General features: G+C 49.8%; 13 protein-coding genes. 5 read left to right on the forward strand and 8 right to left on the reverse strand.

The features are described 5' to 3' along the window. Positions 1–16: 16 nt before the first annotated feature. The 8 genes from DWY55_RS15535 to DWY55_RS15570 all read right to left on the reverse strand — a co-directional run bounded on the left by DWY55_RS15535 (position 17) and on the right by DWY55_RS15570 (position 9,053). The gene (locus DWY55_RS15535; protein ID WP_005831156.1) at positions 17–640 is read right to left on the reverse strand and encodes a GIN domain-containing protein; all 624 of its coding nucleotides are present in this window, start codon (positions 638–640) and stop codon (positions 17–19) included. Positions 641–681: 41 nt separating this feature from the next. Then, the gene (locus tag DWY55_RS15540) at positions 682–1,941 is read right to left on the reverse strand and encodes an FtsX-like permease family protein (RefSeq protein WP_005831158.1); all 1,260 of its coding nucleotides are present in this window, start codon (positions 1,939–1,941) and stop codon (positions 682–684) included. Positions 1,942–1,956: 15 nt separating this feature from the next. Next, the gene (locus tag DWY55_RS15545; RefSeq protein ID WP_009038276.1) at positions 1,957–3,231 is read right to left on the reverse strand and encodes an ABC transporter permease; all 1,275 of its coding nucleotides are present in this window, start codon (positions 3,229–3,231) and stop codon (positions 1,957–1,959) included. 54 nt (positions 3,232–3,285) lie between these two features. Beyond that, positions 3,286–3,951 carry an ABC transporter ATP-binding protein gene (locus tag DWY55_RS15550; protein WP_005831162.1) on the reverse strand — a complete coding sequence of 222 codons (666 nt, stop codon included), beginning with the start codon at positions 3,949–3,951 and terminating at the stop codon, positions 3,286–3,288. Positions 3,952–4,110: 159 nt separating this feature from the next. Then, positions 4,111–5,406, reverse strand: a complete 1,296-nt coding sequence (locus tag DWY55_RS15555) for an ABC transporter permease (RefSeq protein WP_005837417.1) — start codon at positions 5,404–5,406, stop codon at positions 4,111–4,113. Between the two features lie 16 nt (positions 5,407–5,422). Further along, positions 5,423–6,742 carry an ABC transporter permease gene (locus DWY55_RS15560; RefSeq protein ID WP_120137769.1) on the reverse strand — a complete coding sequence of 440 codons (1,320 nt, stop codon included), beginning with the start codon at positions 6,740–6,742 and terminating at the stop codon, positions 5,423–5,425. After that, positions 6,739–7,986, reverse strand: a complete 1,248-nt coding sequence (locus DWY55_RS15565; RefSeq protein WP_016274396.1) for an efflux RND transporter periplasmic adaptor subunit — start codon at positions 7,984–7,986, stop codon at positions 6,739–6,741. The genes DWY55_RS15560 and DWY55_RS15565 overlap by 4 nt, the downstream gene beginning before the upstream one ends. A gap of 143 nt (positions 7,987–8,129) precedes the next feature. Beyond that, positions 8,130–9,053 (reverse strand): glucosaminidase domain-containing protein, encoded by a 924-nt coding sequence (locus DWY55_RS15570; protein WP_008664751.1) that lies wholly within the window; start codon positions 9,051–9,053, stop codon positions 8,130–8,132. A gap of 101 nt (positions 9,054–9,154) precedes the next feature. Here DWY55_RS15570 and cdd point away from each other — a divergent pair, with 101 nt between their 5' ends. From cdd to DWY55_RS15595, 5 genes are all read left to right on the forward strand, one after another. Beyond that, on the forward strand, positions 9,155–9,637 hold the full coding sequence (gene cdd / locus DWY55_RS15575; protein WP_005837423.1) for a cytidine deaminase: 483 nt from the start codon (positions 9,155–9,157) through the stop codon (positions 9,635–9,637). Between the two features lie 358 nt (positions 9,638–9,995). Further along, positions 9,996–11,633, forward strand: a complete 1,638-nt coding sequence (locus tag DWY55_RS15580; RefSeq protein ID WP_008664754.1) for an ABC-F family ATP-binding cassette domain-containing protein — start codon at positions 9,996–9,998, stop codon at positions 11,631–11,633. Positions 11,634–11,738: 105 nt separating this feature from the next. Beyond that, positions 11,739–12,278: a flavodoxin family protein gene (locus tag DWY55_RS15585; protein ID WP_117878520.1), complete on the forward strand. Its 540-nt coding sequence runs from the start codon at positions 11,739–11,741 to the stop codon at positions 12,276–12,278. Between the two features lie 32 nt (positions 12,279–12,310). Next, a complete protein-coding gene (locus DWY55_RS15590; RefSeq protein ID WP_022400807.1) occupies positions 12,311–13,807 on the forward strand; it encodes a 4Fe-4S binding protein in 1,497 nt (498 codons plus the stop codon). A gap of 48 nt (positions 13,808–13,855) precedes the next feature. Next, positions 13,856–15,259: an aldo/keto reductase gene (locus DWY55_RS15595; protein ID WP_117878518.1), complete on the forward strand. Its 1,404-nt coding sequence runs from the start codon at positions 13,856–13,858 to the stop codon at positions 15,257–15,259. The last annotated feature ends 134 nt before the right edge of the window (positions 15,260–15,393 follow it).

Raw genomic sequence — 15,393 nt, forward strand, 5'->3', positions numbered from 1 at the left:
TTGGTGTTACCGCTACTCAACGGCCCACCTTCAGGTTACATGTATTCACTCCGCCTATGCCTCCTTTAGAAATGTCAGCATGCCCGGCAGTTCCGCTCAAAGTGACGTCACCCACACCACTCATTCTGGCAGTCAAATAATCGCAGACTACATGAATATCGGCGCTACCTACTCCGCGTAAAGTAACTTTCAGCTCGTCACACGTCAAATCGGATACATTCACTTCACCCACTCCCTTTACCTCAAATGACACTTCATCCAGTTTCAAGGGCTTCTCACAATTGAATTCCCCTACACCGGTAAACTCCACCTTCTTCAAATCAGGAGCCGAAATCCAAATGGTCACGCCATCTTTCTGATTTCTCATGCTCTTGTTTTTCCTATCCTTGAAGCCTATCAGCAGACAGCCGTCCTTCACTGTGGTTTCTGTATTCTTCACGTGCTTCTCCTTACCTTCAATCTTGAAAGAATAAGTGTCACTCTGTGTAAAATAAATTGTTCCCACAGACGTTATCTCAATGGACGAAAAGGCATCCACTTTGCGCACTTCACTCACTTTGGTATCTTGTGCATAAACACTCAGCATACCTACAAATGTCAATATCAATGCAATGATAATACCTACTATATTAGTTTTCATTTTTCTTCTTTTTTATTGTTAATCCTCTATTGTTTTTCATACTACTCTTCATGCAACGCCTCTGCCGGCTCAATCTTCATAGCCTGCCGTGCCGGAAACCATATTCCAATCACTACCATCAGAGCTATCAGTAACCAAGCCCCTAGAGAACCTGCAAGGAAGCGTATCACACTCCACTCTATCGGCCAAGTGGATATGAGAGAGGTACGTCCTATAGTAAATTCCGCCATCCCCACATTGTAGCATACAACCATGGCAGGCAATGTCACTAACGCCAATAACAGTAACCCCTCACCTATCAGTAAACGAAACACACCGCCACGCGTACTGCCCATCGCCATCCGTAGAGCTATCTCCGAACGGCGGCGGCGAGTACGGAACCAAAAGGTGCCTATTAACCCCAAAAATACATTCACCAGCAGGAAGAGCACCACCACAGCCTGACTGTTCACCTTATCCGTATCGCCATTCATCACCTCGAACTGCAACTGTTGTTCAGTATAGGGAGCGGCATCTGCCACAAACGCATTGTCCGTGTCCAGTTTAGGCGCTATTTCGCGCAGAAACTTCTCCCGATAATCCGGTCCGTCGGCAGCAGGCTTCACGCGGAAAACAATCTGCGACCAATTGTCGGCAAACTCTGCCTTAATCATATTCTCTCCCAAATGATAAAAGAACCAAGGTTCCTCAACTCCATAACGATAGGAACGGAAAGCACCGGTCTTCCCCATCTGCTTGATGATTGTAACAGAATCACCATTACCTAACGGCGTAGTCTGCGAAAACTCCGGCATTTTCTTACGAAAACGTTCAAAAGCGGCATTACTCAGTGTCACATTGTTCCATCCTGCGGGAGTGTCCCGGAACGGGTGACGCGGGTCCTCACTTATCCGGAAAACATCCATATATCCTCCAGTCGTATAAATACAGCGTCCTTGCACCCAGGAAGTATCTTGCACAACCAACGCATTGTAACTATTACTGCCACTCATCGGAAGGCTCCAATAACAAAGGGCAGCTGCCTCTACGGAAGGCTCTTGTTCCAATTTCGCCAATATACCCAGATATTTATCGGCATCAGTCAGACTCGTATCCCGACTTTCTCCACCTACAACGGTGGATAATTTATAGACATGTTCAATATTATAACCCAGCGGACGGTAGAAAGTATATTTCATGCATCCCAGTGAGTCACAGAGGAACCACATCACGATGAATACCAAGAACAATTCAGCCAATACCCAGCCGTTACTGCTGAAGCGTGCCTTTATCATACGTAAGTTATGTATCGTAAATTTCATATCAAGTACCTCCTTCTATTTATCATTCAAAGAATCTACAATAGTGTGCCGTGCCGCTATCCATGCAGGCAGTGCCGCACTCAACAGATTGATGACCACACAGAAAACAAATGCCAGCAGGAATACCCACGGACTAAACAGCGCCTCCATGTTCAAGCTGAGCTCGCCCGACGTACCCACATTCTGATTATTGGTGAACAGCCACATACGCATGGCATATACTGCCAAATAACTGAAAAGCAGTCCCACTACTCCACCCAGTAATGTCAACATCAGATTTTCGTTCAGTATCTGCCGCACAAGCACGCTTTTCGTTCCTCCAAAAGCCTTACGTACACCTAATTCGGTAATACGTTGCTGCATGCGGCTGTTACTCAAGCCACACAAATTGAGTGACGGTACCAACAAAATGATAAATAAAGCTACGGCATATTGAAGATAAAGCATTGTCAAGTCTGGCCCTACATTAGCCCATACGTGGTTGACGTGCGCCACGATATTGTCCGGCTGTTCCATGATGTCTATCTGTTTGTTGCCCAATCCGGCATTAACACGTTCCACCTGCTTGGCAATGCCCTCCCGGATGGCAGGAAAGTCATCAGATGTACGTGCCAATACAGCAATCTGCATGCCTCCCAAATAACTGTGGACTCCGGTAATTTTCAGTTCGTCGGCACTGTACATACCCCACACTTGTGCGTATGCATCCTTAGCAGTGACGGAAACATCTTTCACCACTCCCACGATACGTGCAAGTTCCCGGTTCAGCAGGAATTCCTGTCCCACTACATCTGTACTTCCATACAGTTTCCGCGCTACAGACGCACAGACTACTACAGCCTTGCTTTCTCCAGCACGGTCGGCTTCGCTGAAGCCGCGTCCGGCAAGAAACTGCATGCTGAACACTTTCCAGAAGTCGGGATCTGTCCGCATAGCATCCACTTTCACCCGATTGTTACCGTCAGTCAACGAAGCCAACGACAAACCGGCTGGGGAAAATGCCGTACAGTATTCCACTTCGGGCACCGGCTGCACGCATTCTTTCATAAATGCCGCCGAAGGATTACTCCAATTATTATTGCCGTCCTTTTCCTTGTCGTATACGTGCATAGCGGAAAAGTAAAGACACCGACTGCGGTTCACTTCCGGTTCCAAGTCAGCATATTTTGTCTGCCAAGTAATCACAATAGCCATAATCATGGTGATAGCAAAGGCCGTACCCAATATGGAAATCGTACTTAGCAGCGGATTCTGCTTCAAGATTGTAAAAGCTTGTCTTACGGTTTGCATTTCATTTATTGATAGTTGATAATTAATAGTTGACAGTTGGCTGTTAAGCAGTAATTATTCCACCTGACGTCCGTCGAAGAAGCGGACGGTACGTGAGGTCTGTTTGGCCTGCTCTTCATTGTGGGTCACCATCACGATGGTACGTCCGTCTTCCTTGTTCAGTTGATGCAACAGTTCCATGACTTCGGCACCCATCTTGGAGTCCAGGTTACCGGTGGGCTCATCGGCGAGGATTATCTCCGGGTTGCCGATAATGGCACGGGCAATGGCTACACGCTGGCACTGACCGCCGGAAAGCTGTGTAGGCATGTGACGCATGCGGTGGCTCAAACCGACCTTCTTCAATACCTCTTCCGCCAGATGACGGCGTTCCTTGGCAGACACCTTTCTATACAGCAAAGGCAGCTCCACATTATCCAGCACATTCAGCGAATTAATCAGATGGAAAGACTGGAACACAAAACCCAGCTTCTGGTTACGGAAAGCAGCCAGCTCCTTGTCCTTCATGCCGTCCACTTTTGTACCGGCTATTTCGATGGTGCCGCTGGTAGGTGCATCCAGTAAACCCATAATGTTCAGCAACGTAGATTTTCCACAACCGGAGGGTCCCATGATACTGAGAAATTCTCCCTTGTTCACTTCGAGGTTTACATTTTCCAATGCCACGGTTTCAATCTCGTTTGTACGATAAATCTTGTTGATGCCAGTTAACTTAATCATAATGGTAAGTATTTAATTGTTATTATTCTGTTCCGTTTCTATTCCGCACAATTTCTGTTTCAAGAGGTCAAAAGTTGTGCCAAAACCGTTTATTATTGATTATCTGCTATTTATACATGCAGTAAGGTGTCCGAAAATGAACACTTTGTCCGTTTTCATCTATTCGTCACGCAGGGCTTCCGTAGGTGGAATGCAGCTGATGTTGCGCGCCGGGATATAGATTCCCACCAACACTACCACCAGCAGTATCAGAAAGATGACGAGCGACACGAGCAAATAATGCAAGGTAAAATCCGATACCCAATAGCTCTCTGTACTCTCCACCCAATTCTGTCCTTTGGCCAGCCCTTCTTTCAGTGCATATTGCAAATAGAGCAGAAAACCAGTCAGTGAAGCGACCACGGTCAATACCGTGCCTTCGCCCATCAGCAGGCGGACAATGTCGCTGCGTGTAGCTCCGAACGACAGCATCACTCCCACTTCCTCGCGCCTCGTACGTGTCTGCAACCAGAAGGTACCGATGACACCCAGGCAAAGATTCACCAGGAAGAAAGCCGCCATCGCCAGATTACGGCGGTAAATCGGTGTGGAATTGCTGGCTTCGCTCTCCGTTATAATCTGCTCATAGGAACGGACACTGCGGGCAAACAGATTGCCCCGCCTCATCTCCTTCACCATCCAGGGACGGAAATCGTGCAGAAAACGCTCCATGCTGACACCTTCTTTGAGGCGTACCAAGATATGGGCACTTTCAGGGATATAACTTGTATCGATGGTAAGCATCGGCATAAATGCAACGGGGACGGGACGCCACTCGCTATACATCTTCATGGCTCCTATCGTACCGACAACCGGCATGTACAAGGTATCTCCATGGTCTCTGCTTACACAGCGTTTGCCATGCGCGTCTTTGGTATGGAACAACTGTTCGGCAGCATTCTCTGTCAGTACAATGTCATTCGGGGCATAGGCGTAGTCGGACAGCTGTCCGGGTGTCCGCCCCTTACCGGAACGGAAACCATACGTATCGAAAAAGTTCGTATGAGGCAGAAATTGTATCATCATAATAGATAAGGGAATCGTATCCCCTTCGGCAAACAATTGACTATTCGAACTTCCCGAAGAATTGGGATAACAGAATCCCAGCACGGGAGTGGCCGATTCCACACCGTCAAAGTCCTTGACATAACGCACCAGATTATAATAGTTGTCCACCAACGTAGCAGAGTCCTGCGCTTCGGCGTCGTATCCCGGTGCCTGGGGCTGCAATGCGCCCAATGAAATGAGACAAAGCCGCTCCGCATCATAGCCCAACGGGATATTACGGTCGTGCGTGACCACAATCACCGGGTCCAATACAACCCAACTGATGATACTCACCAATATCAATTCGGCCAACAACCATCCGTTCTTGCGGCGGCGCGCCCAAAGATTCTTCCATATTAACTTAAACATACCAACCTCCCGTGTCTTATCGTTTTTCATTCAGTGAGTTCACAATCGGTTTCCGCAAGGAATACCACGCCGGTATAAGGGCCGACAACAGATTCAGCACGACACACAGCACCAATGCTGCGAGAAAAACCAACGGAGCAAACAGCATCTCACCCGATACGCGGACCTCCACTCCTTCGGGTACCATATTCGGCCAGCTGTCGAGTACCGTAAATATCCACTCGCGTCCCACGTAAAGTGCCAGCCATGCCAGCAGCAAGCCCAATGCTCCGCCCAGTGCGGTCAGCAGCAGGTTTTCCCACATCACTTGTGAAAGCAGTATCTTACGTCCGGCTCCAAACGATTTCCGCACGCCCATCTCTGCCAGACGTCCCTCCATACGGCTCGATATCATGCCGCTCAGATTCAGGGCAGGCACCAACAGCAATACGAGCAGGACAAGCAGAAAGTGGCGCACTGTGGCCCAAAGGTCAAACTCCATACTTGCATAAGTCTTGAAGACACTCAACAGATGGGAGGTGGGCTGCTCCCAGAAATCTACTTTCCATTCATCGGGATGCATAAGATTCTCCTTGCGGCAGATTTCCTTTATCTCAGCCCGCAGAGCATCTCCCTGCTTACTGTCCTGCACCAGAAAGGTAGCACTGAAAGCTCCCAGATAGGGAAGGTCGTACTTGGGAGTGCTGTAATCGGGCGACACCGTATAAGGTATATAAAGCTGTGCATAGGATTTAGAGGTGAGGTAACTGGCACTGCGCACCACCCCACAAACCCGATAGTCGATATAGTTCAGGCTGAACGAGCGTCCTACTACCTCTTCCGTCGTACCGAACAAGCGGCGTGCCAAATCATCGGTAATGACAGCAGTGGAAATGCCACTTGCCAGGTCGGATGCCGTGAATGGACTACCTTCCAGGAATTGGAAAGAATATATCTTGAAAAAAGCAGGGTCTGTCAACTTTACCATAACCGGAAAATCACCGCTGCGGTCGGCAGGCTGTATATAACTGTTTTCCGACAAATCATTATGCAGCTCGGCTGAAACGACAAGAGCATTCTCTACGGGATAGAACCAGTCTTGCAGCGCCTTGTAGGAAACAGCCCATTGCATGGTCCTGGTATTGTTGCCGCTTCCCTGCGTGAATTTTGAATTGCTGAGGTAAAGCGTATTCATGCGGTTTGCCTCTGGATAGACGGGCGCAATCTTCACATAATACACCACCGCCATAATCATTGTCATGGCAATGGCCAGCCCCGTACCCACAATGTAGAGCATGCTGAACAGTTTATTCTGCTTCAACAGCTCCCAGGCTTGTTTCAAGTAAACCTTTATCATTTTAGCTTCAACTTATTCTTGTTCTTATAGTTACTCATATCGCTCACCACTACTTCATCACCCGGTTGCAAACCACTGACCACTTCTACAAACTCAAAGTTGGAATCGCCCAGCTGCACCTTGCGCTTTACAATTTCCTTGTCGGAATTGCGTACAAAAAGTTCATACTCCCCACGTCCCACATAATAGCTGGCATTGGCTATGCGCATCACGTCTTCCTTCACTGCATTCATCACATAGACGTCGGTTTTCAGACCGGAACGCAGTCGGCGGTTGTTGTCCTCATTCAACTGCACGGTAAAGGAGATGACGCCATTCTTTGAAAGCGGAGTAACACTGCTTACGGAACCTTCCAGCTTTTCGCTGCCAATCTTCACAATGGCCTTGCCGCCGGCAGCCACACGGTCACCGTAAGTATCGGCAATCTCGCCTTCCACCTTGAAGTGACTCAAGTCGGAGATGACGGCAATCTGTGAGCCTTCGGGAACCTGGGCACCAATCTGATTGTTGATATAAGTAAGGATGGCCTTCCGGGGCGAACGCACCTGCGCATCGTCGAGCGTACGTTTGGTTTCGGCCAGTGTCTTCTGGAACATGCTGAAATCCAGTTCCTGCACTTGGTATTCTGCAGCCAGCACTTCCTTCTCGTTGGCATACTGCTGCTGTAATTGCTCGTATTCCAGTTGTGCTACGTTGTAGCTCAGTTCGGCTTGGCGCACTTTGTCGGTGGTGCCCGAACCGAGGCTATCAAGGTACTGCTCGTTACGCAGCTCCACCTTCATGCGGTCCAGCTTCATGGCGGAGACTTTGATTTTCATCTGAAGGTCGGTCAGTTTGGTCTGGTTGTCAAGTTTCAGCTGTTTCAGCTTGTAGCTGCGCATCTGCTCTTCATCCAGCATCTTTTTGTAGTCGGTTTCGGCACTCTGTAAGTCCAGTTTCAGGATAGGGGTACCGACATCCACACTATCACCACCTTTTCTGTACACTTCCAAAATGCGGGTATTAATAGGTGAATTTATAATTTCCTCGAATGCAGGAACCACTTTTCCGGAGGCGCTGACGCTGACTTCAATCGTGCCTTTACCCACTTGGGAGAAAACGAGGTCTTTCTCCTTCACTCCCGTACGCATCAATGAAATGAGTACACTGACCACTACGATACCTGCCACGCCGATAGCACCGTAGCGGATGATTTTCTTATTGCGTTCTTTATTACGCACTTCTTTCGGAATTTCTCTATCCATATCTTTAAATTTTATTGTTTGCGAACATAACGCTTAATATATACTAAATCCATGCCAAAATCATAAACCACTGAAAGTAAGCGAAAAGGCAAAAAAGAAGGGTGTCCGTTTTCGGACACCCTGTACATTTTCGGATAGCTTCTTTATCTTAATCTCAAGCGGTCTCCCACCTCGGGCACGTATTCCGCATCCTTACGATTCATCTTATAAAGGTTCTTCAGACGAATACCGTACTTTTGGGAAATGGAGTGCATGGAATCGCCGTCCTTCACAATGTAGACAGTATGGGGTTTGGCAGCTTTCTTGCGCTTTTCTTTCAAGTAGATGATGTCTCCCACCTCCAGTGTATATTCTTTATGGAGGTCGTTGTATTTCACCAGTTTCTTCCAGCTGATGTCAAACTCCTTGCCCAATACCTGGAAGGTGTCTCCGTCGCGTGCCACGACATAAGCTATATCGTTGGCAATGTACACCTGATGCGGATTGGCCAGCCAAGGTTTCTTTTTCAGTTCCTTCTCCCAACTGCGGACATCGTGTTTGCTCATGCCACGGCTGTCGTACTTATACAGTTCATAGTCCTCAATAATGGTTATCAGGCGGTTGGCATACGACGGGTCGGTAGCATAGCCGGCCTTCTTCAAGCCGCGCGCCCAACCCTTATAGTCCGTAATCTTCAGTTTGAAAAGAAAAGCATAACGTGCTCCCCGTTTCAGGAAATCGGAATGGTCTTCATAAGAGTCTTTCGGATTGCGATAAGCGCGGAAACATTCATTGCGGGCATCGTCATCATGCCTCACCGTCCGTCCGCGCCAGTTGCCTCCACACTTGATGCCGAAGTGGTTGTTGCTCTTACGCGCCAGCTCGCTGTATCCGGCACCACTCTCCAACAGCCCTTGGGCCAGCGTGATGCTGGCAGGTATCTTATGACGTTGCATCTGCTCCACGGCAAGGGGAGCATACTGTTTGATATACTCATTGTAGCGGGCATTCCGGCGTTGTGCCTGCACTGTTGTAATGGAAATAAAAAGAAATGCTATGATAGCAGTCAGTCTGAAAATCCGTTTCATGCTTAAAATGTTGAGTTCTGCACAAAAGTCCGTAAAAGAATTGAAATAACCAATCTCTTTTCTATCTTTGTAACATTAATTACAATATAACCCTTTGCCTTATGAAAGAATTAAATATCGAAATCGCCGTCAAGATATACGACTATGAAGAACTGGATGCCGCCGACCGCGAACTGATGGATGCCGCCCGCGAGGCTACCAACCGCAGCTATGCCCCTTACTCCCACTTCTCGGTAGGAGCTGCAGCCAGACTGGCAAACGGTATTGTAGTGACCGGCACCAACCAGGAAAACGCCGCCTATCCTTCCGGGCTGTGTGCAGAACGCACCACCCTATTCTATGCCAACTCCCAACATCCCGACCAGGCAGTAACCACCCTCGCCATTGCTGCACGCAACGAGCACGACGAGTTCCTGGAGTCTCCCATCCCGCCCTGCGGCGCCTGCCGGCAAGTGATGCTCGAAACGGAGAAGCGCTTCAAGCAGCCAATGCGGGTGTTGCTGTATGGCAAAAAGGGAATCTACGAGCTGAAGAATGTGGGAGAATTACTGCCACTCTCGTTCGATGCTTCGGCCATGAAGTAACAGAACCAATAAAGTATTAACATCGTGTCTGCAGGAAGTTAATTTCTTGCAAACACGATATTAACTTCTTGCCGACACGATATTAATATCGCAAAAAGCCTTTGTTATTCAGTGGAAATCATTACCTTTGCGCCCACTAACCAATTAATTCCACCGATGAGAATATCCGACTAAAGACAACACATTTCGGTAAACATCACTATCAACATGCTTTTTCAGACTGAACGCTGAGCATCACCTATATAGATGTTTAGCCAATACTGTGTTTGTCTGTACCCCTCCCCTTCGAGAATTTCAATTTCGGGGAATGCTTGCATCTCCCCTATCATTCTTACTTCTAAAAACACAGTAGAAACTTATGAGCTTTATCATTAAAGACCTTAGCTATATCCATACAGATAAGGAAATCTTGTTTTCACACCTCCATTTGAGTATCAACTCCGGAGATAAAATAGCCCTGACCGGAAATAACGGTTGCGGCAAGTCTACCCTCATGCGCATTTTGGCAGGAGACTTGTCACCAAGTTCGGGAACGGTGCTACGCCCCGAACATCTGTACTACGTGCCCCAGCACTTCGGACAATACGACCGGCAGACAATAGCACAAGCTTTGGGAATCAGCCACAAGCTATCTGCCCTGCATGCCATCCTAAGCGGTGACGCTACCGAAAAGCACTTCAATACGCTCAATGATGACTGGAACGTGGAAGAACGCGCCCAGGCTTCTCTCGACAGCTGGGGACTGGACGGTATCACACTCTCCCGTCCGATGGAAGGACTTAGCGGCGGCGAAAAGACCCGCATCTTCCTGGCAGGCATGGAGTTGCACAACCCAACAGCCATCCTGCTGGACGAACCGACCAACTATCTGGACGCGGATGGACGGGAACGTCTGTATAACTTGATACGACGGACATCGGCTACCGTGCTCGTCATCAGTCACGACCGCACGCTACTGAATCAGTTGCCTGCCATCTGCGAACTCTCCTCCCAGGGATTGACGTATTACAGCGGAAACTACGACTTCTACAAAAAACAGAAGACCCTGCAACAAAACGCCCTCACCCAACAACTAGAAGAGAAGCAGAAAGCCCTGCGCCTTGCACGCAAAGTGGCACGCGAAGTAGAAGAGCGCAAAGCCAAACAGAATGTGCGGGGAGAAAAAGCCTCCATCAAAAAAGGGATTCCCCGCATCCTAATGGGAGGACTGAAAAACAATGCGGAAAACAGCAGTAGCAGACTCAGCAGCATACATGCGGAGAAAGCGGAAAAGCTGCAGACGGAAATGGCAGGCATCAAAAGTTCACTGTCGCAGACGGACAAGCTGAAAACAGACTTCAACGCCTCCCATCTGCATACGGGCAAGATTCTGGTTACGGCAAGGGACGTCAACTTCCATTATCCCAACCATACAGCCTCCCCCGCAGAAACACCCCATACGGAGACGGCTGCAAAGAACCTCTGGGCTTCTCCTCTCACCTTCCAGCTAAGAAGCGGCGACCGCCTCAGCTTGAAAGGAAAAAACGGCAGTGGAAAAACAACCCTGCTGAAACTCATCATGGGCGAATTGCACCCCACCGACGGAGTGATGGAGCGTGCCGACTTCACCTCCGTCTATCTGGACCAGGAATACTCCCTCGTCCGTAATGAGCGCAGCGTACTCCAACAAGCAGAAGCTTTCAACCACCGCCACCTGCCGGAACATGAAGTGAAAACCATCCTCAACCGTTACCTCTTTCCCCGCGACGTGTGGAACAAGCCGTGCGGCAAACTGAGTGGCGGCGAAAAGATGCGCCTCTCCTTCTGCTGCCTGATGATTGCCGACAATACCCCGGATATGTTCATTCTGGACGAACCCACCAACAATCTGGACATCGAGAGTATAGAAATAATAACGGCAACGATACGCGACTACGCCGGCACCGTAATTGCCATCAGCCACGACCGGGAGTTTCTGAAAGACACCGGCATCGAACGGGAGATACTTTTGGAATGAATCAGTAATTTAGGTAACAACAACCGTAATTTGTATACTGCCGTTCTCATAAAACCTGCCTATTTTTGTAGCACGTAATCATTTACTAACTAACGAACAACGAATATGAGCAAAAAAGTATTAATCCTCTCCTCCAGTCCCCGCAGGAATGGAAACTCCGACCACTTGTGCAACGAATTCATGCGCGGTGCCGCAGAGGCCGGACATCAAGTAGAAAAGATTTTCCTGAAAGACAAGCACATCAACTACTGCACGGGATGTAGCGTATGCAGCATGTACGGCAAACCCTGCCCACAAAAGGACGATGCCGCCGAAGTGGTGGAAAAGATGATTGCCGCCGACGTCATCGTTATGGCAACCCCCGTCTACTTCTACACCATGAGCGCGCAGATGAAGACACTGATTGACCGTTGTTGTGCCCGTTACCTTGAAATAAAAAACAAGGAGTTCTACTTCATTATCGCCGCCGCCGAAGAAAGTGTCCCCATGATGGAACGTACCATCGATGGTTTCCGTGGCTTCCTCGACTGCCTGGAAGAGCCCAAAGAATGCGGCACCATTTATGGCGTGGGTGCCTGGAAGGTGGGCGAGATAAACGACAAGCCTTCCATGCACGAAGCCTACGAGATGGGAAAAAAGGTATAAAGAACGAATACTAATCGCTATACAATACATTTATGCTACGTACCATCAGACTGACCCTTGCCGTCATCTTCTTCGCACTCATCACGCTGTTGTTCCTCGACTTCACGGGAACACTGCATGCCTGGTTCGGATGGATGGCGAAGATACAATTCCTGCCGGCCGTGCTGGCACTGAACATCGGTGTAGTACTGTTTCTTGCAGTGCTGACCTTGGTATTCGGACGCATCTACTGCTCCGTCATCTGCCCGTTGGGAGTATTCCAGGACATTGTTTCCTGGCTCTCCGCCAAACGGAAGAAAAACCGTTTCCGCTACTCGTCCGCACTGAAATGGCTACGCTACGGTGTGCTGGGAGTATTCGTACTTGCCATTATCGGCGGACTGAACTCTTTTGTCGTGCTGCTGGCCCCTTACAGCTCATACGGGCGCATCGTTTCCAGCCTTTTCTCCCCACTCTACCAGTGGGCAAACAACGGACTGGCCTACCTGGCCGAACGTGCTGACAGCTATGCCTTCTATGAAACGGATGTATGGATGAAGAGTCTCCCTACCCTGCTGATTGCCACGGTCACTCTGGTAGTCCTCATCGTGCTGGCATGGCGGGGCGGACGTACCTATTGCAACACTATCTGTCCGGTAGGTACAGTGCTTGGCTTCCTCTCGAAGTATTCCTTGCTGAAACCGGTAATTGACACAAAGAAGTGCAACAGTTGCGGACTTTGTGCCCGCAACTGCAAGGCATCGTGCATCAACATCAAGGCACACGAAATAGATTACAGCCGTTGCGTGGCATGTATGGACTGTATCAACAAGTGCAGGAAAGGTGCCATCACTTACACACGCCGCAAGCCGGCCTCCGCTGCAGTCTCCCAGGAAACCTCCGTGGCACCGGAGCAGGTAAACGACGCCCGCCGCGCATTTCTCTCTACAACTGCCGTGTTTGCTGCTACGGCAGCCCTCAAGGCGCAGGAGAAGAAAGTGGACGGTGGACTGGCTGTCATCGAGGACAAAAAAATCCCCGAGCGCGCCACTCCCATCACTCCTCCGGGCTCACTGAGCGCCCGCCACTTTGCACAACACTGCACAGCCTGCCAGCTCTGCGTATCGGTATGCCCCAACCAAGTGCTCCGTCCTTCTTCGGACTTGACAAAACTGATGCAGCCGGAAATGTCCTACGAACGCGGTTACTGCCGCCCCGAATGCGCCAAGTGTGCGGAGGTGTGTCCTACCGATGCCATCCATCTGACGAGCCTCGCCGAGAAATCGGCCGTCCAAATCGGTCATGCCGTATGGATTAAGGAGAATTGCATCTGCATCACAGACAAAATGGAATGTGGGAACTGTGCCCGCCATTGTCCGGCCGGTGCCATACAGATGGTTCCTTCAGACCCGGAAGACGAAGCCTCCATCAAGATACCGGTAGTCAACGCCGAACGCTGTATCGGATGCGGAGCATGCGAGAACCTTTGTCCGTCGCGTCCGTTCAGTGCCATTTATGTGGAAGGCCATGTGATGCACAGAACTGTCTGAAGCAGCTTTATCACCCTAATATCCATTTATAATTTCAGTCCTATCACAATGAAAGAAGACAATAAGAACAAGATAAACCGCCGCGATTTCTTCAAACTCGCCGGTGCAGGAACGCTTGCCTCGGCAGCAGCCCTATACGGCTGTTCGGGCAACAAGAACAACGGGGAAAGCGAATCGGCCGCACTGGGCGAGATACCAACCGGCAAGATGACCTATCGTACCAACCCCAACACGGGCGACCGGGTTTCTCTGCTGGGATACGGATGCATGCGATGGCCCACCCGGAAACGTGCCGATGGGAATGGAGACGAAATAGACCAGGAAGCCGTGAACGACCTGATAGACTATGCCATTGCTCACGGAGTGAACTATTTCGACACCTCTCCCGCCTATGTGCAAGGTCTGTCGGAGCGCGCCACAGGCATTGCCTTAAAACGCCATCCACGGGAGAAATTCTTCCTTGCCACAAAGCTGTCCAACTTCAGTCCCAGCACGCACAGCCACGAAGAGTCCCTTGCCATGTATCACCGCTCCTTCCGCGACCTGCAAGTGGACTACATCGACTACCTCCTGCTGCACGGCATCGGCATGGGCGGCATGGAAGCCCTCCGTTCCCGCTATCTGGACAACGGCATGCTGGACTTCCTGCTGAAAGAGCGCGAAGCCGGACGCATCCGCAACCTCGGATTCTCCTATCATGGAGACATCGAAGTCTTTGACTACCTGCTCTCCCGCCACGACGAACTGAAATGGGACTTCGTACAAATCCAACTGAACTACGTGGACTGGCGACATGCCAAAGAAGTGAATACCCGCAACACGGATGCCGAATACCTATATGCCGAGCTGGTGAAGCGCAACATTCCCGCCGTTATCATGGAGCCGCTGCTGGGCGGACGCCTATCCCGCCTGAACGACCACTTGATGGCACGTCTGAAACAACGCCGTCCGCAGGAGAGCGTGGCTTCCTGGGCCTTCCGATTCGCAGGTACTTTCCCCGATGTACTGACCGTACTAAGCGGAATGACGTACATGGAGCATCTGCAAGACAACCTGCGTACCTTCTCCCCGCTTGTTCCATGTACGGAAGAGGAGTTTACCCTACTGGAAGATACCGCCCAGCGAATGCTGCAATACCCCACCGTGCCGTGCAACGACTGCAAATACTGTATGCCGTGCCCCTATGGACTGGATATTCCAGCCATCCTGCTGCACTACAACCGCTGCATCAACGAGGGCAACGTGCCGCAGAACAGCCAGGACGAGAATTACCGCGAGGCACGCCGCGCCTTCCTGATAGGCTATGACCGCAGTGTTCCCCGTCTCCGCCAAGCCAACCGCTGCACCGGTTGTGGCCAATGCAACCCACACTGTCCGCAAGGCATCGACATCCCGGCGAAACTGCAGGAGATAGACCGATTTGTGGAAGCGCTGAAGCAGGAAACCCTTTAACGGAGTTATCTTCCACATCCGTTTTCATTTCGAGGATTACCAATCATATACAGATTCATCTTTTTGTATAACTTTGCAAAAAGAACCATAGATAAACGATGAATAAAAAGATTTTAACCGCAATTTTAATAAGT

The organism is Bacteroides sp. AF25-38AC, assembly GCF_003602995.1.
GTDB classification, from domain to species: Bacteria; Bacteroidota; Bacteroidia; order Bacteroidales; family Bacteroidaceae; genus Bacteroides; species Bacteroides uniformis.